Origin of the sequence: Streptomyces odontomachicola, from assembly GCF_039605595.1 — a bacterium.
Lineage (GTDB): Bacteria > Actinomycetota > Actinomycetes > Streptomycetales > Streptomycetaceae > Streptomyces.
The window spans coordinates 245,806-265,532 of record NZ_JBCFOK010000005.1; the positions used below are offsets into that span (position 1 = coordinate 245,806).

Genomic DNA, 19,727 nt, shown 5'->3' on the forward strand with positions numbered 1-19,727 from the left:
CTGACCGCCCCAAGCCGGACCGGCGAGGTCACAGCTCCGCCAGCAGCTCCGCCTTCTTCTCCGTGAACTCGTCGTCCGTGAGCAGCCCCGCCGCGTGCAGCTCGCCCAGGTGCCGGATGCGCTCGGCGATGTCGGCGGGGTCGGGCCGTCCGGCAGCCCCCGCGGCTCCCGGCGCGACACCTCCCGCCGCGCCCGTACACGGCGTGCTCCCCACCGCCGAGGGCTCCGTCGCGCGTACCGCCTCCAGCACGGCGGCCGCGAACGGCAGCGACTCGTACACCAGCCCGTAGCCCAGGCCGCAGACCACCGAGGCCGGGTCGAGGTCGGCCTCGCCCGGCGCCTCGGTCCCGCGCACCCGCAGCCGGAGGTGCCCGTTGAACGCCTCGGGCGAGCGCCACTCGACGCCCTCCAGGTCGGCCACGGCGAATCTCTGGTCGCCCGCCTTCCACTTCGCCGAGGAGGCGCCGGTCCAGGACCAGCGGAAGGAGACCGCGTCGCCGTCGAAGCTCGCCTTGCCGTCGTACGCCTTGAAGTTGAGCGGTGCGGGGGGCGCCGGCACCAGGTGCCGGTCCGCGGGTTTTCGCGCGTCGGGGCCGAGGACCGCGCGCAGCTCCGTCGCGTAGTACTCGGCGAGCGTCTCCCGCTCGGCGGGCAGCACCAGCCTGAACGGGTCGTTGGCCTCCTTGAGCTGCCCGTCCGCCGCCTCCAGCAGCGGATCGGCACCGGCGCGCGGCACGGCGCGGAGCACCACCGTCCCGCGCTTCCCCCCGGGCGCGAGCTCGACCTCGCTCAGCGCCTCGTACGGGACGCGCCGCTCTCCCAGGACGTGGAAGAGCTTCGGTGTGCGGATCCCCCGTTCGAAGCGGATGAGCACGGAGTCCGTGTCGAACTCCCAGGTGGAGTGAATTCCAGCCAGTACATCACCCATGTGGGCCATCGTAAGCGCGAGCAGCGCGCGCGTCCCCCTCTCCGCGCTACGCGCGTCAGTCCGCGGCGCGGTACGTCGGCTGCGAGGTCTCGTGGTCCGTTGCGCCCGTGCAACCGGGGTCCGTGGTGGCGCAGTTGACCTTCTGGTACGAACCGGCGCCGATCGCCGCGAAGTTGGCCAGGCTCCCGGTGCCGGGAACGAAGTAACCGGTGTGCTTCGCCGCGCCCGAGGTCCCGAGGCGGCGTGCGCCGAAGCCCTGCGACACGGGGTCGGCGCCGTGCCCGAGGCCGCCGAACTCCATGTGCGGCACGTCCGCGATCCAGTCGTCCTTGTCCCGCGCGGCCCACACGCGGGCCTTGGTGTCGAGCTGCTCGGCGGAGTCGGCGCGCATGCCGGGGCTGCCCATCACGGCGATGTCGGTGACGCGCGAGGGCAGCTTGCGCGCGGCCTCACCGCACACCACGGAGCCGTAGCTGTGGCAGAACAGCGAGGTCTTGGGCGAGCCGGGGAGCTGCCCGAGCTGCCGTACGAAGTCGTTGAGCCGCTGCGCGCCCTGCTCGGCGAGGTCGCCGGAGGCCGAGTCCATGCCGAGCCCGACGGGCGCGGTGTAGTCGGCCCAGGCCACGGTGGCGGTGCGCACGTTCGGCGAGGCGGCGCTCTGCTGCTCCTGGAGCGCGCGGCCCATGCCGGCCGGGGCCGCGTACCTGCGCTCGGTCTTCTCGAAGGTCAGCAGCTCGGTGTCCACGCCGGGCACCACGACGGAGACCCGCTGGGCGCGGGTCAGGTCGCCGAACACCTCGGCGGCGCGGCCGCGCCCGGTCGGGTCGAAGGCGAGGATCTGCCGGTCGGGCTTCAGCATCGACTCGAAGCGGTGCATCCGGCGCCCGGCCTCGTACCGGCCCTCGTCCGTGAGCCGGTCGTCGTGCATCCGTTTCCGCTCCACGTCGCGAGCCTCGTGGAGCGCGGTGTGGTTGGCCTCGTAGCGCAGCTCGACGGGCGCGCCGCCGAGATTGCCGACGACGAGCGGATAGCGGTCGGCGAGCTGCTTCTGCTGGGCGCCGCTCAGCGAGTGGAAGAAGCGCGCGATGACCTTGGGGGACCCGTCGGCCGCGGGGAGCGCCCTGCCGCCGATGCTGCCCTTGTGCCAGGCGAGCAGCGCCGCCTCGCGGGGGCCCGGGGCCGCGTCGCCCTTGTTCAGCGCCGTCCAGCCGGTCGTGGCGAGCAGGACGAACACCACCGCCAGCGCGAGCAGGACGCGCCAGGCGGTGGCGCCCGGAGCGCCCGACGAGGGGAAGCCTGCTCCGGACAGCGGGGTGCCGAATGCCGAAAAGGAAGTCACTGGGGGGACACCCTAGGAGAACCGGCAGCGACCCCGAGACTCCGGTGACCCATCTCACGTTTCCGCACCGGGTAATTGGGTCAGTTCGGGTGTGTCCGGCGTCACCCGTCATGCCCTGCCGCACGACCGGCCAGGTGAGCGGGCCGTACGGGGGCTCAGGCGCCGCTCTTGCCGCCCCAGTCGCCCGCGAGCGCGCCCTCGATGCTGTCCATGTACGAGGCGACGAACGCGCGCGCGGCGTCGATGCTCGCGTCCTCGCCGCACCCCCACAGCCGCCCGGCCGCGCGCATCACCCCGGAGAACGCGGCGACCAGCACCCGCGGCCGCGGGTCGGCGTCCAGGTCCAGGCCCTCGCGGCGCGCGATCTCCGCGGAGAGCTTCTCCTCCATGTGCACCGAGCGCCGCAGCATCACCGAGACCAGCGCCGGTGTGGTCTCGATGACCTGCCACATCCGCATGTGCAGCTGGATCGGCACGATCTCGTGGACGGTCTCGCCGATGCTCTTCCACGACTCGTCCAGCGGACGGCGCAGCACCTCCAACGGGGGCTCGCCCTCGGGGCGTTCGCGTACGGCCTCGAAGTAGCGCTGCTCGATGAGGTCCTGGAGCGCGAAGGCGACCTCCTCCTTGCTCGCGAAGTAGCGGAAGAAGGTGCGCTGCGAGACGTCCACGGCCTCGGCGATCTCGTCGACCGTGGTGGCCTCGTAGCCGTGCTCGACGAAGAGCTCGTGCGCGGTCCGGATCAGCGCGTCCCTGGTCCGCTGTTTCTTCCTCTCCCGCAGACCGGTCACCGCGGCCACCTCCACTCCTCGCACGGCCTCTGTCGGCTGTGAGCCACCTGACATCTACCGGCGATTAAATAAGTTTGTCAATTGTCAGCGGCTGTCATTAGCGTGGCGCCATGAGCTCCCAGACCACCACCCCGGCGGACCCGCAGGGCCCACCGCCGACCTCGGCCGAAACAGATATACCGGGCGTACGCCGCGGCCTCCGCGGCCACCCCTGGCTGACGCTGCTCACCGTCGCGCTGGGCGTCACGATGGTCGCCCTGGACGGCACGATCGTCGCCATCGCCAACCCGGCGATCCAGAAGGACCTCGGCGCCTCGCTCGCCGACGTGCAGTGGATCACCAACGGCTATCTGCTCGCGCTGGCCGTCTCGCTGATCACCGCGGGCAAGATCGGTGACCGCTTCGGCCACCGCCAGACCTTCCTGCTGGGCGTCGTCGGCTTCGCCGCCACCTCGGCCGCGATCGGACTGTCCGGCAGCATCTCCCTGGTCATCGCCTTCCGCGTGCTCCAGGGCGCCTTCGGCGCGCTGCTGATGCCCGCCGCGCTGGGCCTGCTGCGCGCCTCCTTCCCCGCCGAGAAGCTGAACGCCGCCATCGGCATCTGGGGCGCGGTCATCGGCGCCTCCACCGCCGCCGGGCCGATCGTCGGCGGGCTGCTCGTGGAGCACGTGAGCTGGGAGTCGGTGTTCTTCATCAACGTCCCGGTCGGCCTGGCCGCGCTGCTCATGGGCCTGTTCCTGCTCATCGACCACCGCGCCGAGAACGCCCCGAAGTCCTTCGACATCCCCGGCATCGTGCTGCTGTCCGGCGCGATGTTCTGCCTGGTCTGGGCGCTGATCAAGGCTCCGGCGTGGGGCTGGGGCGACGCGTGGACGCTCGGCTTCCTCGCCGTCTCCGTCCTCGCCTTCGTGCTCTTCGCGTTCTGGGAGACCCGGGTCCCCGAGCCGCTGCTGCCGATGAGCCTGTTCCGCTCGGTGCCGCTCGCCGCGGGCACCGTGCTGATGGTCCTGATGGCCTTCGGCTTCATGGGCGGGCTCTTCTTCGTGACCTTCTACTTGCAGAACGTCCACGGCATGAGCCCCCTCGACAGCGGCCTGCGGCTGCTGCCGCTCACCGCGATGATGATCGTCGGCTCGCCGCTCGCGGGTTCGGTGATCACCCGCTTCGGGCCGCGAATCCCGCTGGTCAGCGCCATGGTCATCGCCGCCGTCGCGCTGTACGGCCTCTCCACGCTGGAGACCGACAGCACGACCCTCACCACCTCGTTCTGGTTCGCGCTGCTGGGTCTCGGCCTCGCGCCGGTCATGGTCGGCGCCACCGAGGTCATCGTGGGCAACGCGCCGCTCCGCCACGCGGGCGTCGCCGGCGGCCTCCAGCAGGCCGCGATGCAGGTCGGCGGCAGCCTCGGCACGGCCGTGCTGGGCGCGGTCATGGCCTCGAAGGTGGGCAGCACCTTCCCCGAGAAGTGGGCGGAGGCCAAGCTCCCGCCGCTCCCCGGCAAGCAGATGGAGCAGCTCAAGAGCGCGGCCGAGGTCGGCATGGCGCCGCCAGCGCCGAAGGGCACCCCGCCGCAGTTCGCCGAGGCCATGAAGCACGTCGTGCACGGCTCCTTCATGTCCGGCATGGGCCTGGCCTTCGTCTGCGCGAGCATCGTCGCCGTGGTGGCCGCGGCGGTCGCCTTCTTCACGAAGCGCGGGGCGAACGACGCGGGGCCCTCGGTCCACGTCTGAGCCCGCGCCGCCGGGGTGCGGGGTGCTGCGGAGCTTGTGGACAACTTCCTCGCCCGTCCCGGTGAACACGGCCGGCCCGCTCTGGCGGGCCGGCCGTCGCGCGTCGGAAGCTGATCCCCTCACGGGCCCAACGAGGGCCTCGTTCGGGGGAGTTGATCGCTGTGCGGAAGTCTGTCTGTGGAGCCCGCGTCACCCGTGTCGCCGCGCCGAGGGCCGCGGCGGCCCTGTTCACCGCCGCGCTGGCCGCGCTGCTCGCCGCCACTCCGGCCTCCAGTGCGCCGGGTGCGCCGGGCGCCTCGGGCCACCCGGGTACGCAGCCGAGGCTCGGGGAGTGCGCGCGGGGGAGCCTCTGCCTCTGGGAGCGCGAGGACTTCACCGGGCCACGGCAGGTGTACGAGCCGAGCCCGGCCGGCATGGAGAGCTGCGTGCCCCTCCCGCGCGGCACCGGCGCCGCGTCCTTCGCCAACCGCACGGGCCACCCCGTGACGGTGTACGAGAGCCGGGAGTGCCAGGAGACCGCCGAGTTCCACACCCACCCCTCCGGCACCTGGACCCCCGCATCCCCGTACCGGGTGCGGGCGTTCAAGGTGTGGACGCACTGACATGCGCGGGTACGGCACAGAAGTCCGCCGCAGCGGAAAGCACGCTGAGACCCACGCATCGGCGGTCACCGCGGGACTCCACCGGCACACACGGGAGTGCCGGGCCCCAGGGGCCCGGCACATCGGCTTCAGCCCAGCGCAGCGTTACGCGTCGCCGCCCGCCGCGCCCGGGTCGGCCGCCGTCACGTCCAGGAGCTGGTAGCGGTCCATGGCCTGCTTCAGCGCCGAGCGGTCCACCTTGCCCTCGCGGGCGAGCTCGGTGAGCACGCCGAGCACGATCGACTGCGCGTCGATGTGGAAGAAGCGCCGCGCCGCGCCCCGGGTGTCCGCGAAGCCGAAGCCGTCGGCGCCGAGCGACTGGTAGGTGCCCGGCACCCAGCGCGCGATCTGGTCAGGAACCGACCGCATCCAGTCCGAGACGGCCACCTTCGGGCCCTCCGCGCTCTGCAGCTTGCGCGTCACATAGGGCACCCGCTGCTCCTCCTCGGGGTGCAGCAGGTTGTGCTGCTCCACCGAGACCGCGTCGCGGCGCAGCTCGTTCCAGGAGGTCGCCGACCACACGTCGGCCTTCACGTCCCAGTCCTCCGCGAGGATCTTCTGCGCCTCCAGGGCCCAGGGCAGCGCCACGCCGGAGGCGAGGATCTGCGCCGTGTGGGTGCCCCGCTCGCCCTCCTGGTAGCGGTAGAGCCCCTTGAGGATGCCCTCGACGTCCACGTTCTCGGGCTCGGCCGGCTGGTGGATGGGCTCGTTGTAGACGGTGAGGTAGTAGAAGACGTCCTCGCCCTGCGGGTGCTCCTCGCTGGAGCCGTACATCCGGCGCAGCCCGTCCTGCACGATGTGCGCGATCTCGAAGCCGAAGGCCGGGTCGTAGGCCACGCACGCCGGGTTGGTCGAGGCCAGGAGCTGCGAGTGCCCGTCGGCGTGCTGGAGCCCCTCGCCGGTCAGCGTGGTGCGGCCCGCCGTCGCGCCGAGCACGAAGCCCCGCGCGAGCTGGTCGCCCATCTGCCAGAACTGATCGCCGGTCCGCTGGAAGCCGAACATCGAGTAGAAGACGTAGATCGGGATCAGCGGCTCGCCGTGGGTGGCATAGGCCGAGCCCGCCGCGATGGCGGCCGCCGTGCACCCGGCCTCGGTGATGCCGTCGTGCAGCATCTGCCCGGTGGGCGACTCCTTGTAGGCGAGCAGGAGTTCGCGGTCGACGGACTCGTAGGTCTGCCCCAGCGGGTTGTAGATCTTCGCCGAGGGAAAGAAGGAGTCCATTCCGAAGGTGCGGTATTCGTCGGGCGCGATCGGCACGAAGCGCTTGCCGATCTCCTTGTCCCGCATCAGGTCCTTGAGCAGCCGCACGAAGGCCATCGTGGTGGCGATCTGCTGCTGCCCCGAGCCCTTCTTGACCGCGGCGTAGGCCTTGTCCTCGGGGAGGTTCAGCGGCTTGGCCCTGTTGATGCGGGTGGGCACGTAGCCGCCCTGCTCGTGCCGCCTGTCGTGCATGTACTGGATCTCCTCCGACTCCCGCCCCGGGTGGTAGTAGGGCGGCAGCCCGGACTCCAAGTCCTTGTCCGGGATGGGGAGATGCAGCCGGTCGCGGAAGCCCTTGAGGTCCTCCACGGTCAGCTTCTTCATCTGGTGGGTGGCGTTCCGGCCCTCGAAGTTGGGGCCCAGCGTCCAGCCCTTGATCGTCTGCGCGAGGATCACCGTCGGCTGGCCCTGGTGCTCCTTGGCCGCCTTGTACGCCGCGTAGACCTTGCGGTGGTCGTGGCCGCCGCGGCCCAGGTGCAGCAGCTCGTGGTCGGTCATGTTCTCCGCCATGGCCCGCAGCCGCTGGTCCCCGCCGAAGAAGTGCTCGCGGATGTAGGCGCCGCTCTCCGTGGCATAGGTCTGGAACTGCCCGTCGGGAGTGGTGTTCAGCTTGTTGACCAGCACTCCGTCGCGGTCCTGTGCGAGCAGCGGGTCCCAGGAGCGGTCCCACACGAGCTTGATCACGTTCCAGCCGGCGCCGCGGAAGTACGACTCCAGCTCCTGGATGATCTTCCCGTTGCCGCGCACGGGGCCGTCGAGCCGCTGCAGGTTGCAGTTGATCACGAAGGTGAGGTTGTCCAGGCCCTCGCGCGCCGCGAGGGAGAGCTGCCCCAGCGACTCCGGCTCGTCCATCTCCCCGTCGCCGAGGAAGGCCCACACGTGCGACTTGGAGGTGTCGGCGATGCCGCGGGCCTCCATATAGCGGTTCATCCGCGCCTGGTAGACCGCGCCGATCGGGCCCAGGCCCATCGACACCGTGGGGAACTCCCAGAAGTCCGGCATCGACCGCGGGTGCGGATAGCTGGAGAGCCCGTGCTGCCCGGCGCTCTTCTCCTGCCGGAAGCCGTCGAGCTGCTGCTCGCTCAGCCGGTCCAGCAGATAGGCGCGGGCGTAGATGCCCGGCGACGCGTGCCCCTGGAAGAAGACCTGGTCACCGCCGTCTCCCTGGTCCTTGCCGCGGAAGAAGTGGTTGAAGCCCACGTCGTAGAGCGAGGCCGAGGAGGCGAAGGTGGCGATGTGGCCGCCCACCCCGATGCCGGGACGCTGCGCGCGGGAGACCATCACGGCCGCGTTCCAGCGGGTCGCGTTCAGGACCTTCCGCTCGATCTCCTCGTTGCCGGGGAAGAAGGGCTCGTCCTTGGTCGCGATGGTGTTGACGTAGTCCGTGCTGCGCATCTCCGGCACCGCGACGCGCTTCTCCCGGGCGCGCTCGATCAGCCGGAGCATGAGATAGCGGGCCCTCGAGCGGCCTCGTTCGTCCACCGCCGCGTCGAGCGAGTCGAGCCACTCCCGGGTCTCCTCGGGATCGAAATCCGGGACCTGGCTGGGAAGGCCGCCAATGATGATCGGGTTGCGATCTGCTGCGGAAGCCACGCTGTTCCTTCGCTGTTCGGTCTTGCACTCCGTCTTTGGGTGTCGCGCCGCCTCCATCGTGGACCGCAGCCTCGCGTACGTCATCTCTACCCCGAGGTAACCCGGGCGGCCCGTACGGCGATCCGCAGACCGGAGCGGGAGGTGCCCAATTCGGCACCCTACGCCCGTGTTTGCGGCCACGTAAGGAGCGTTCGCTTCCGGCCACGGGCGCGGCACGGGACGCGGAGCCGCGCCACGCGGGCCGGGCCGCCGGTGTGCCCGGTCCCGGCCGGGGCAAAACCGTCCGATCCCAGGCAGATCCCTGTGGTGCGGACCGCGAGGGGTCAGGCATTGTGGGAGGAGACGTCAACGTTTGGGCGGGATGAATGGCCGGGTACTTGCGCGATCCGTCCCGCCCGTGTGGACTACGGCCAATGCTTCGCGTGCGCGCGGGGCGCAAGCCATATTCCAGAAAGAGACAGGAGGCAATCCGTGAGCGCGACCGCGGACCACGCGGAGGAGCGGACCAACCCCGCCGCAAGGCTGGGTTTCCAGCCCGGGCAGGTGGTCCAGGAGCTCGGTTACGACGACGACGCCGAGCAGGCACTCCGTGAGGGAATCGAGGCCATCACGGGTACGGAGCTCGTCGACGAGGATCACGACGACGTGGCCGATGCCGTGATTCTGTGGTTCCGCGAGGAGGACGGCGACCTGACGGACGCGCTGGTGGACGCCACCACGATGATCGACGCGGGTGCCCCGGTCTGGCTGATCACTCCCAAGACGGGCCGTGAGGGTTATGTCGAGCCGAGTGAGATCGGCGAGGCGGCGCAGACCGCCGGACTCTCCCAGACCAGCACCGTCAACGCGGGCAAGGACTGGACCGGCAGCAGGCTGGTCACCCCGAAGGGCGCCGCGAAGCAGCGGTGACTCCCCGACGGTTCACCCGTCGCAGCAGACCACAACAGGGGCGCGGGCCCCGGCAGTTGAGACCGCCGGGCTCCGCGCCCCTGAGCTGTGCGCTGCCCGGCACCCGGCGGGTCCTGGCCCCCGAGGCCGGGGTGAAAGACTGGGGCGGTCAGCACGCAGACCACCCAGAGAGGGGCGCTCCACCCATGGCCATCGAGGTCGGCACCAAGGCTCCGGACTTCACGCTGAAGAACCAGCACGGGGAGGCGGTCTCGCTCTCCGACTTCGCGGGGAAGAAGAACGTCGTCCTGCTCTTCTACCCCTTCGCCTTCACCGGTGTGTGCACCGGCGAGCTGTGCGCGCTGCGTGACGAGCTGCCGCAGTTCGTGAACGACGACGTGCAGCTCCTGGCCGTCTCCAACGACTCCCCGTTCGCGCTGCGGGTCTTCGCCGAGCAGGAGGGCCTGGAGTACCCGCTGCTCTCCGACTTCTGGCCGCACGGCGAGGCCTCCCGCGCGTACGGCGTCTTCGACGAGGAGAAGGGCTGCGCGGTGCGCGGCACCTTCATCATCGACAAGGAGGGCACCGTCCGCTGGACCGTCGAGAACGGCCTGCCGGACGCCCGCGACCTGAACGACTACGTGAAGGCGCTCGAAGCCCTCTGAGCCCCCGCTGAAGCCCGTTCGGGCAGAGACCTGTGAGCCCGGGGAACCGCTCACTAGGATCGACTCGTTGATCCGACGGCATCCGACATCAGCAATACGGGGGCACACGCAGTGCTCCTTGCTCACACCAATCAGGAGGACTCGTGGGAGTCAGCCTCAGCAAGGGCGGCAACGTCTCGCTGACCAAGGAGGCGCCGAACCTCACCGCCGTGATCGTCGGTCTGGGGTGGGACGTTCGCACCACGACCGGTGCGGACTTCGACCTCGACGCGAGCGCGCTGCTGACGAACGGCGAGGGCAAGGTCGCCAACGACCAGAACTTCGTCTTCTTCAACAACCTCAAGAGCCCCGACGGCTCTGTCGAGCACACCGGGGACAACCTCACCGGTGAGGGCGAGGGCGACGACGAGGTCATCAAGGTCAATCTCGCGGGCGTCCCGGCCGACGTGGAGAAGATCGTCTTCCCGGTCTCGATCTACGAGGCCGAGACCCGGCAGCAGAGCTTCGGCCAGGTCCGCAACGCCTTCATCCGCGTGGTGAACCAGGCGGACAACACCGAGCTGGCCCGCTACGACCTCAGCGAGGACGCCTCGACGGAGACCGCGATGGTCTTCGGCGAGCTGTACCGGCACGGTGCGGAGTGGAAGTTCCGCGCCATCGGCCAGGGTTACGCCTCGGGGCTGCGCGGCATCGCGCAGGACTTCGGCGTCAACGTCTGAGCCGCTTTCCGCGTCACCCCCAGCGCGGCCGGTTCAGCGGCCGGCCGTGCTCCGTGATCACGAAGCGCGCTCCGCGGTCGCTGCGATCACAAGAGCACAGCGCTCCGCGATCACAAAGAACACAGCGCACAGTGTGAGCACAACCCGTTGTGCGCTTGGACGCAGTGGCCCGGCGCCGCAGACTTCCGTCGGGAGGTGTGCGGCGCCGGGCGCTGTCGGCACAGGACAGTCAGAGTGCGGTCGGCTCCGGGAGGACGGAAGATGGGCGTCACGCTCAGCAAAGGGGGAAACGTCTCCCTGTCGAAGGCCGCTCCGGGCCTCGCCCGGCTGCGGATCGGTCTGGGCTGGCGGGCCCGCGCCACCACGGGCGCCGACTTCGACCTGGACGCGAGTGCGCTGCTGTGCGCGGGCGGGCGGGTGCTCGGCGACGAGTACTTCGTCTTCTTCAACAACCTGAAAAGTCCCGAGGGTTCGGTCGAGCACACCGGCGACGAGCTCGTCGGCGGCTCGGGTGCGAACGACGACGAGACGGTCCTCGTGGACCTGACCCTGGTGCCCGCCAGGGTGGACAAGATCGTCTTCTCGGTGTCGATCTACGGCGCCGAGGAGCGCCGCCAGACGTTCGGGCAGGTCGCGGGCGCCTATATCCGCGTGGTGAACGAGGCGGACTCCGCCGAGCTCGCGCGCTACGACCTCACCGAGGACGCCTCCTCCGAAACGGCCATGATCTTCGGCGAGCTCTACCGGCATGGCGGAGAGTGGAAGTTCCGTGCAGTCGGTCAGGGGTACGCCTCCGGGTTGCGGGGCATCGCTCTAGACTTCGGGGTCAACGTTTCGTAAGCGGACGTCATGTCATTCGTAAAGCGGATTGGGTAGCCAGTGCTTCTGAGAACCTTCGGCTGGTCCTTCGGCGTCACCGCCGTGGGTCTCGCCTTCGCCGCGTACTTCTGGGGGTGGGAGGGTTTCGCGGTCGTGGCGATCCTCTCCGTCCTGGAGATCTCGTTGTCCTTCGACAACGCGGTGGTCAACGCCGGTGTGCTGAAGAAGATGAACGCCTTCTGGCAGAAGATCTTCCTCACCATCGGCATCCTGATCGCGGTGTTCGGGATGAGGCTGGTCTTCCCGGTCGTGATCGTCGCCATCAGCGCCAAGGTCGGCCCCATCGAGGCCGTGCAGGTGGCCCTGGACGACCCCACGCGGTATGAGCAGCTCGTCACCGACGCGCACCCGGCCATCGCCGCCTTCGGCGGGATGTTCCTGCTCATGATCTTCCTCGACTTCCTCTTCGAGGAGCGCGAGCACAAGTGGCTGGCCTGGCTGGAGCGCCCGCTCGCCAAGCTCGGCAAGGTCGACATGCTCTCGGTCTGCATCGCGCTGATCGTGCTGCTGGTCTCCGCCATGACCGTGGCCACCGCCGCGCACCAGCACGGCGGCACGCACGCGGACAAGTCGGCGACGGTGCTGCTCGCCGGGGTCGCCGGCCTGATCACGTACCTCATCGTCGGCGGACTCTCCGGCCACTTCGAGAACAAGCTCGAAGAGGAAGAGGAGCGCGAGGAGGCAGCCGAGGAAGAGGCCAAGCGGCAGGGCAAGGACCCGAGCATGGTGGGGCTCGCCGGCAAGGCGGCCTTCTTCATGTTCCTCTACCTCGAAGTGCTGGACGCCTCCTTCTCGTTCGACGGCGTGATCGGGGCCTTCGCGGTCACCAACCACATCTTCTGGATGGCCCTCGGCCTGGGCATCGGCGCGATGTACGTCAGGTCGCTCACGGTCTACCTGGTCCGCCAGGGCACCCTGGACGACTACGTGTACCTGGAGCACGGCGCGCACTACGCGATCGGCGCGCTCGCCGCGATCCTGCTGATCACCATCAAGTTCCAGATCCACGAGGTGATCACCGGCCTGATCGGCGTGGTGCTCATCGCGGCCTCGTTCTGGTCCTCGGTCGTGCGCAACCGCCGCCTCGCAGCGGCCGGCGGCGAGGGCGGCGACGGCGATGCGGGGCCGGGCGGCGACGGCGGCTCCGGCGGCGACGGCGGCAGCACCAAGCAGACGGAGGCCAGCGGCACCCAGGTCTGATCCCGCTGCCGGCATGTGTCATCACGGCCGGTTTGCGGAACGCTCCCTGCGGGGCGGCGCGCGAGTCCCGATCATGGACTACGGTGCCGCCCCGCAGAGTTGTTCAGGGAGAAGGGTGGGGGTGCGTGATGGTCTCCCTCTGGGAGCACTGGCGTAACGCGGCGAGCATGGGACGTTCCCGCGGGCCTAAGTTCGACACGGTCGGCGGCCCTTCGACGTACGCGGTGGAGCTGACCAAGCGGCACTCGACGGTCTCGCTGACGGAGCAGGGCGCCGACGGCGGCAGTATGCGGGTCAACCTCTCCTGGCGTATGCGCTCCTCGGACATCGTGGACAGGCGGCGCAGCCGGGGTTCGCTGCGCAGGCCGCTGCAGATGCTGAAGCCGCAGGACGTCCAGGCGCACACGCAGGGCATCGTGAACGTCGACCTCGACCTCGCGTGCATGTACGAGCTGGTGGACGGCAGCAAGGGCGTGGTCCAGCCGCTGGGCGGCTTCTACGGGAACATGAACGCGCCGCCGTTCGTCCACCTCAGCGGGGACGACAGGTTCGGCTCGCCGTCGGGCGAGACGATCTATGTGAATCTCGACCACAAGGACGAGATCAAGCGCCTGCTGTTCTTCGTCTACATCTACGACGGCACCCCCGCGTTCGACCGCACCCACGCCCTGCTCTCGCTCTTCCCCAGCAACGGCCCGCGGGTCGAGGTGGCGCTCAACGAGCACGCGCCGCAGGCCCGTTCGTGCGCCGTGCTGCTCATGGAGCACAAGGGCGACCAGCTCGTGGTGCGCCGCGAGGTGCGCTATGTGTACGGCTTCCAGGCCGAGTTGGACCGGCTGTACGGCTGGGGCCTCCAGTGGGGCCGCGGCTACAAGAGCACCAGCGTGTGAGGCACGGCGCCGAAGCGTGAGAAACGGGGCCCCGGGTGATCCGGGGCCCCTCTTCGTGTGCGCGAGGTGTGCGCGGGAGCCGCCGGGACCGCTCAGCGGCCCACGAACTGCGGCCCCTGCGGCGGCAGCGTGAACTCCGGGTCCGGCTGCGGATACCCGTAGGCGGGCTGCGGATATCCGTACGCGGGCCGGGTGGACGGCGGCTGCTGCGGGGGCGGCGGATAGGCGTAACCGCCCTGTCCTGGCGGGGGTTGCGGCGGCTCCGGCGGGGGCCCGGGCGGCGGGCCGGGGGGTTCGGGGCCCGGTTCGGGCTGCGGCTGCGGCTCGCGCCCCGGGTCGGGTACGGGGTCGGGCTCGGGGAAGTCCGGTTCGTGGGGCGGCTGCGGGACGGTTCCCTCGGCGCCGCCGCCCGCGCTCGCCGCCGCCGCTGCGGCCGGGGCGTGGGCCGGGGCGTGGGCCGGCGCGGCGGGCATGCCGGGGCCGACGCTGTGGGGTCCGGGAATGTACGGCACGGTGACCGCCTCCGGGTCGGAGGTGCTGGGGGTATCGGGGGTGCTGGGGGAGGGAGCTGCGGGAGCCGGCGTACTCCCGGTCGGGGCGCCGGCGGAGGCCGGGCTCGCCGCGGCCGGGTCGGGGGCGGCTGCCTCGTCGTCGACCGAGACGCCGAACTCCGTTGCCAGGCCCTCGAGGCCGCTCTCATAGCCCTGGCCCAGGGCGCGGAACTTCCAGCCGTCGCCGCGCCGGTAGAGCTCGCCGCACAGCATGGCGGTCTCGGAGCCGGTCTCCGGCTCGATGTCGAAGCGGACCAGCGCTTCGCCGCTCCCGCCCGCGTCGCCCGCGTCCCCGGAGCCGTCGGGACCGTTTCCTCCTGCGTACAGCAGCAGTCGCAGCCCGTCGACGCCCGCGAAGGTGCCGCCGTCGGAAGAGGCGGCGAGCAGCACCCTGGCCACGCTCGGGTCGAGCCCCGAGAGCTCGGCCTCGACGGTGTCCGTCAGGGCGTCGCCCGAGCGGGACTTGGCCACGTGCCGGACCAGGCCCGAGGGGTGGCGCGGCTGGTTGTAGAACACGAAGTCCTCGTCCCAGCGCACCGCGTCGTCCTCGCCCAGGAGCAGGACCGAGGCGTCGATGTCGGGCGCCTCGGGGCCGCCGGGACCCGGCGACCAGGACAGCACGGCACGCACCGAACCCGTCTTCAGCTCGACGTTCGATCCCTTCACCATGGCGCGCGTCATGGCCTCATCCTGCCTTCCCCGCGCGTGCGCCGACAACGCGGCCGCGCGGTGCCGGGTACGGGCACGGTCGCCCCGCGGGTACCCCGGGGCAAGGCGTTCGTCACCCCTATGAGGAACGCCGTCCTCCTCCTTTTGCGTACGATTGAACGAGCGGAATCCCGCCAAGCGCGGCGGGATGATCGGAAACCCGCTCGGGAACCCGCCAGGCACGGCGGGCCGAGGGCAGCGCCGCGGCGGATCGACGAGGCTCCGGCGGCCGTGAAACGACGGGGAGACAGGGCACCTATGCGGCACTTCGGGCATCTGACCGCTGAGCGGCGGCGCGCGCTCTTCCACCGCGAACCGGCCGAGTTCACCGCGGAGTCCCCGCCCCGAGTGCTGGCCACCGCGCTCGGCGCGACCCTCTACAGCCCCGCCACGCGGCACGCCCTGGCCGCCGACGTGCGCAAACAGGCCGCGCGCGGTGTCGTGTCCATGGTGCTGTGCCTGGAGGACTCCATAGGCGACGCGGACGTCACGGAGGCCGAGGACAACCTCGTACGCCAACTCGCGGAGCTGGACAGGGAGACTGTGGAATCCGGGGAGAACGGCGGGCTTCCGCTGCTGTTCGTCCGGGTGCGCGAGCCCGATCAGATCCTCTCCCTCACCGCGCGCCTCGGCCCCGCCGTACGGCTGCTGTCCGGTTTCGTGCTGCCGAAGTTCACCGAGGAGCGCGGCATCCCGTTCCTGGAGGCGGTGGCGGAGGCCGAAGAGGCCACCGGGCGGCGGCTGTTCGGCATGCCGGTGCTGGAGTCGCCCGAGCTGCTGCACCTGGAGAGCCGCGCCGCCACCCTGGCCGGAATCGCCCGCACCGTCGACAAGCACCGGGAGCGGGTGCTCGCGCTGCGACTGGGCGTGACCGACTTCTGCTCGGCGCACGGGCTGCGCCGCACGCCGGAGATGACGGCGTACGACGTGCAGTTGGTGGCCGGGGTGATCGGGGACGTGGTCAACGTGCTGGGCCGCGCCGATGGCACCGGGTTCACGGTGACCGGGCCCGTGTGGGAGTACTTCCGCTTCGAGGAGCGGATGTTCAAGCCGCAGCTCCGCCGGAGCCCCTTCCTGAGCGGCCGCGCCGAGGAGCTGCGCACGGCGCTGATCGAGCACGACATGGACGGACTGCTGCGGGAGATCGAACTCGACCGCGCCAACGGGCTGCTGGGCAAGACCTGCATCCACCCCTCGCACGTCTCGCCGGTGCACGCGCTGTCGGTGGTGACGCACGAGGAGTTCACCGACGCGTCCGACATCCTGAGCCCGGACCGCGACGGGGGCGGCGTGCTGCGCTCCGCGTACACGAACAAGATGAACGAGGTGAAGCCGCACCGCGCCTGGGCCGAGCGCACGCTGCTGCGCGCCGAGGTGTTCGGGGTGGCCCGCGAGGGCGTCAGCTTCGTCGACCTGCTGGCGGCCCAGGCGGACGCCGCGTGAGCGGCACCGGCGCCGCGCGCACCATCGGCAACACGCACATCACCGAGAACAACGGGAGCACCGTGTCGGACCGCGATCTGCCCGTACGAGACCTGTCCGTACGAGAGCTGCCCGTACGAGACCTGCCCGGACGCGAGCCGATCTGGTCGGGCGCATGGGTCGCCGAGCGGCTCGGCGCGGGGCTGGAGGGTGAGGGGCTGCACGAGCTGCTCGGTCTCGCACTGCGCCGCAATCCGCGCCGCGCCCACCTGCTGGTCTCCCGCGTCCTGGGCAAGCATGTGCCGCAAAGCCCCGCGGTGGTGCACGGCGCGGGGCTCCGGCTCGGCGAGCGGGTCCGCGCGCTGCTGGACGGGGAAGCGGACACAGGAGCTGACGCGGACACGGATACAGGGGCTGCGGACACGGCGGCCGGCGGCGCGGTCGTCCTCGGTTACGCCGAGACCGCCACGGCCCTGGGCCACAGCGTCGCCGACGGCATCGGCGGCGTTCCCTATCTGCACTCCACCCGCAGGCCGGTGCCCGGAGTGGAGGGGGCGGCCGGCTTCGAGGAGGAGCACAGCCACGCCACCTCGCACCTGCTGCTGCCCGAGGACCCGCGGCTGCTCTCGGGGAGCGGGCCGCTGGTGCTGGTGGACGACGAGTTCTCCACCGGGCGCACGGTGCGCAACACCATCGCCGCGCTGCACCGGCACAGCCCCCGCGAGGAGTACGTGATCGTGGCGCTGGTCGACATGCGCTCCGCCGAGGACGCCTCCGACCTGGAGAAGTTCGCCGCCGAACTGGGCGCGCGCATCCGCGTGGTGGCGCTCGCCGGGGGCTCCGTACGGCTCCCGGACGACGCGCTGGAGCGCGGCGCGCGGCTGGTCGCCGAGCACACCGGGGACCCGCGCACCCTCGACCCCGTACAGCCGGCGCAGCTCACCCGCCCCCGCCGCGTCGACCTCGGCTGGCCGGCGGCGCTGCCCGACGGCGCGCGGCACGGCTTCACCCCCGAGCACCGGACGCGCCTGGAGGCCGCGCTGCCCGGCATGGCGGAGCGGCTCGCCGCCTCGCTGCCGGAGGGCGCGCGCCGCGTCCTGGTGCTGGGCACCGAGGAGCTGATGTACGCGCCGCTGCGCCTGGCCACGGCGCTGGAGAACGAGGTCGGACAAGGCGTGGAGGTGCGGTACTCCACCACCACCCGCTCCCCGGTCCTCGCCGTCGACGACCCCGGCTACGCGATACGCACGGCGCTGACCTTCCCCGCGCACGACGACCCCGCTGACGCCGAAGCCGACGGTCCGGGCGTGCGCTACGCGTACAACGTGGCGCCCGGCGCCGACCCCGCGCGCCGCTTCGACGCCGTCATCGTCGTCACCGACTCGACCGCCGACACCCCTCGACTGCACGCCGGGGACGGCCTGTTGGAGCAGCTCGCCGCGCACACCGACGCGGTGCTGCTGGCGGTGATCCCCTCGTACGTTCCCGGCGCCGGACCCCGCGTCCTGCCCGAACCCCTGCGCGGCCCCGCCTTCTCCTCGTACGCGCCGGACGAGGTCGGCTGGCTGCTCCAGGACCTCTCGGACGCCCGGCTCGAAGCGCCCACCGAGGAGCGCGAGGAGGCGATCCAGCGCGGCGGAGCGCATTACGCGGAGTCGCTGCCGGTCGAGTACCAGCCCAGCGCGGAGTACCAGCGGCTCTTCCACAGCGCCCTGGACGCCTCGGCCGAGCGCATCGCGCGCGCCGTGGGCGCGGTCACCGAGACGGTGCTCGCCGAGCGCGGCCCGCGCCCCGTACTGGCCTCGCTCGCGCGCGCCGGCACGCCCGTCGGCGTGCTGATGCGCCGCTGGGCCCAGCGCGTACGCGGTGTCGAACTGCCCCATTACGCCGTGTCCATCGTGCGCGGCCGCGGCATCGACACCACCGCGCTGCGCTGGCTGGCCGAGCGGCACGACCCGCGCGACGTGGTGTTCGTGGACGGCTGGACCGGCAAGGGCGCGATCACCCGCGAACTCGCCGACGCGCTCGCCCCGTTCGGCCACCTCGGCTTCGACCCGGGCCTCGCGGTGCTCGCCGACCCGGGCGGCTGCGTGCGCACCTACGGCACGCGCGAGGACTTCCTGATCCCGTCCGCGTGCCTCAACTCCACGGTCTCCGGGCTGATCTCGCGTACGGTGCTGCGCGCCGACCTGGTCGGCCCCGACGACTTCCACGGCGCGAAGTTCTACCGCGAGCTGGCCGGCGACGACGTCTCCGTGCGCTTCCTGGACGCCGTGACCGAGCGCTTCGACGCCGTGCGGGAAGAGGCCGTACGGGACGCCGAAGCCCTGGTGAACGCCGCCGACCGCGCCCCGACCTGGGCGGGCTGGCGGGCCGTCGAGCGCATCAGCGAGGAGTACGGCATCGGCGACGTCAACCTGGTCAAGCCCGGCGTCGGCGAGACCACCCGGGTCATGCTGCGCCGGGTGCCCTGGCGGGTGCTGGCCCGGCGCGGCGCTGGCGCCGACCTGGACCACATCCGGCTGCTCGCCGAGCAGCGCGGCGTACCCGTCGAGGAGGTGGACGACCTCCCGTACAGCTGCGTGGGGCTCATCCACCCCCGCTACACGCGCGGCGCGACCGGCGCCGACGGAAAGGCGGCCGGCGCATGAGCGCGGGACCCCTGCTGATCGCCAGCGACCTCGACAGGACGCTGATCTACTCCGCCGCCGCGCTCGCCCTGACCGGGCCCGACGCGGAGGCGCCCCGCCTGCTGTGCGTGGAGGTGTACGGGGGGAAGCCGCTGTCGTACATGACCGAGGCCGCAGCCGCGCTGCTGCCGCAGGTCGCCGACCGCGCCGTCTTCGTACCGGCGACGACCCGCACCCGCGAGCAGTTCGGGCGGATCAGGCTGCCGGGCAGGCCGCCGCGGTACGCGGTGTGCGCCAACGGCGGCCATCTGCTGGTCGACGGCGAGAGCGACCCCGGCTGGCACGCGCAGGTGCAGGCGCGCATCGCGGCGGAGTGCGCCCCCTTGGAGGAGGTGCGCGCACACATGCTGAGCAGCGCGGACGGCGGTGACTGGCTGCTCAAGGAGCGGGTCGCCGAGGACCTGTTCGCCTACCTCGTCGTGGACCGCGAGCGGCTGCCGGAGACCTGGGTGAAGGAGCTCGCCGGGTGGGCCGAGCCGCGCGGCTGGACGGTCTCGCTCCAGGGCCGCAAGATCTACGCGGTGCCGCGCCCGCTCACCAAGAGCGCGGCCGTCGCCGAGATCGCCCGGCGTACGGGGGCGACCCGCATCCGCGCCGCGGGCGACGCGCTGCTCGACGCCGACATGCTGCTGGCCGCCGAGGCAGGCTGGCGCCCTGGCCATGGCGAACTCGCCGAAGAGGGCTGGCACGCCCCGCACATCACGGCCCTGGAGGAGCGGGGCGTGGCGGCGGGGGAGCGGATGCTGTACGAGATGCGGGAGGCCGCGAACGCGGGGTGAACGCCCGCGCCGCGGCCCGTGGTTGGTGGGTCCGAGGGGGTGGCGGGGCTGGCG

The 19,727-nt window shown here is 71.5% G+C and carries 16 protein-coding genes; 11 read left to right on the forward strand and 5 right to left on the reverse strand.

Features of this window, described 5'->3' with window-relative positions:
- Nucleotides 1-28: 28 nt before the first annotated feature.
- From ABEE00_RS11165 to ABEE00_RS11175, 3 genes are all read right to left on the reverse strand, one after another.
- Nucleotides 29-928 carry a DUF4429 domain-containing protein gene (locus ABEE00_RS11165; RefSeq protein ID WP_345745190.1) on the reverse strand — a complete coding sequence of 300 codons (900 nt, stop codon included), beginning with the start codon at nucleotides 926-928 and terminating at the stop codon, nucleotides 29-31.
- 55 nt (nucleotides 929-983) lie between these two features.
- Nucleotides 984-2,267 carry an alpha/beta hydrolase gene (locus ABEE00_RS11170; protein ID WP_451918548.1) on the reverse strand — a complete coding sequence of 428 codons (1,284 nt, stop codon included), beginning with the start codon at nucleotides 2,265-2,267 and terminating at the stop codon, nucleotides 984-986.
- A gap of 155 nt (nucleotides 2,268-2,422) precedes the next feature.
- Nucleotides 2,423-3,058, reverse strand: a complete 636-nt coding sequence (locus ABEE00_RS11175) for a TetR/AcrR family transcriptional regulator (RefSeq protein WP_345745428.1) — start codon at nucleotides 3,056-3,058, stop codon at nucleotides 2,423-2,425.
- 110 nt (nucleotides 3,059-3,168) lie between these two features.
- Between ABEE00_RS11175 and ABEE00_RS11180 the strand changes: the two genes are divergently transcribed.
- Nucleotides 3,169-4,788 carry an MFS transporter gene (locus tag ABEE00_RS11180; RefSeq protein ID WP_345745191.1) on the forward strand — a complete coding sequence of 540 codons (1,620 nt, stop codon included), beginning with the start codon at nucleotides 3,169-3,171 and terminating at the stop codon, nucleotides 4,786-4,788.
- Nucleotides 4,789-4,949: 161 nt separating this feature from the next.
- Nucleotides 4,950-5,390: a peptidase inhibitor family I36 protein gene (locus ABEE00_RS11185; RefSeq protein WP_345745192.1), complete on the forward strand. Its 441-nt coding sequence runs from the start codon at nucleotides 4,950-4,952 to the stop codon at nucleotides 5,388-5,390.
- A 144-nt stretch (nucleotides 5,391-5,534) separates the two neighbouring features.
- Here ABEE00_RS11185 and aceE read toward each other — a convergent pair whose 3' ends face one another.
- A complete protein-coding gene (aceE, locus tag ABEE00_RS11190; RefSeq protein ID WP_345745193.1) occupies nucleotides 5,535-8,282 on the reverse strand; it encodes a pyruvate dehydrogenase (acetyl-transferring), homodimeric type in 2,748 nt (915 codons plus the stop codon).
- A gap of 471 nt (nucleotides 8,283-8,753) precedes the next feature.
- Between aceE and ABEE00_RS11195 the strand changes: the two genes are divergently transcribed.
- The 6 genes from ABEE00_RS11195 to ABEE00_RS11220 all read left to right on the forward strand — a co-directional run bounded on the left by ABEE00_RS11195 (nucleotide 8,754) and on the right by ABEE00_RS11220 (nucleotide 13,523).
- A complete protein-coding gene (locus ABEE00_RS11195; protein WP_345745194.1) occupies nucleotides 8,754-9,191 on the forward strand; it encodes a DUF3052 domain-containing protein in 438 nt (145 codons plus the stop codon).
- A 185-nt stretch (nucleotides 9,192-9,376) separates the two neighbouring features.
- Entirely contained in the window at nucleotides 9,377-9,835 is a 459-nt protein-coding gene (locus ABEE00_RS11200) for a peroxiredoxin (RefSeq protein ID WP_345745195.1), read from the forward strand.
- Between the two features lie 143 nt (nucleotides 9,836-9,978).
- Entirely contained in the window at nucleotides 9,979-10,554 is a 576-nt protein-coding gene (locus tag ABEE00_RS11205) for a TerD family protein (RefSeq protein WP_345745196.1), read from the forward strand.
- Between the two features lie 261 nt (nucleotides 10,555-10,815).
- Entirely contained in the window at nucleotides 10,816-11,394 is a 579-nt protein-coding gene (locus ABEE00_RS11210) for a TerD family protein (protein WP_345745197.1), read from the forward strand.
- Between the two features lie 39 nt (nucleotides 11,395-11,433).
- Nucleotides 11,434-12,633 (forward strand): DUF475 domain-containing protein, encoded by a 1,200-nt coding sequence (locus ABEE00_RS11215; protein ID WP_345745198.1) that lies wholly within the window; start codon nucleotides 11,434-11,436, stop codon nucleotides 12,631-12,633.
- Nucleotides 12,634-12,761: 128 nt separating this feature from the next.
- On the forward strand, nucleotides 12,762-13,523 hold the full coding sequence (locus ABEE00_RS11220; RefSeq protein ID WP_345745429.1) for a Tellurium resistance: 762 nt from the start codon (nucleotides 12,762-12,764) through the stop codon (nucleotides 13,521-13,523).
- A 92-nt stretch (nucleotides 13,524-13,615) separates the two neighbouring features.
- Here ABEE00_RS11220 and ABEE00_RS11225 read toward each other — a convergent pair whose 3' ends face one another.
- Complete coding sequence (locus ABEE00_RS11225; protein ID WP_345745199.1) at nucleotides 13,616-14,755, reverse strand: TerD family protein; 1,140 nt, start codon at nucleotides 14,753-14,755, stop codon at nucleotides 13,616-13,618.
- Nucleotides 14,756-15,040: 285 nt separating this feature from the next.
- On the opposite strand from ABEE00_RS11225, the gene ABEE00_RS11230 reads away from it, so the two are divergent.
- The 3 genes from ABEE00_RS11230 to ABEE00_RS11240 all read left to right on the forward strand — a co-directional run bounded on the left by ABEE00_RS11230 (nucleotide 15,041) and on the right by ABEE00_RS11240 (nucleotide 19,673).
- The gene (locus ABEE00_RS11230; RefSeq protein WP_345745200.1) at nucleotides 15,041-16,225 is read left to right on the forward strand and encodes an HpcH/HpaI aldolase/citrate lyase family protein; all 1,185 of its coding nucleotides are present in this window, start codon (nucleotides 15,041-15,043) and stop codon (nucleotides 16,223-16,225) included.
- 122 nt (nucleotides 16,226-16,347) lie between these two features.
- Nucleotides 16,348-18,855 (forward strand): phosphoribosyltransferase, encoded by a 2,508-nt coding sequence (locus ABEE00_RS11235; RefSeq protein WP_345745430.1) that lies wholly within the window; start codon nucleotides 16,348-16,350, stop codon nucleotides 18,853-18,855.
- A complete protein-coding gene (locus ABEE00_RS11240; RefSeq protein WP_345745201.1) occupies nucleotides 18,852-19,673 on the forward strand; it encodes an HAD family hydrolase in 822 nt (273 codons plus the stop codon). The genes ABEE00_RS11235 and ABEE00_RS11240 overlap by 4 nt, the downstream gene beginning before the upstream one ends.
- The last annotated feature ends 54 nt before the right edge of the window (nucleotides 19,674-19,727 follow it).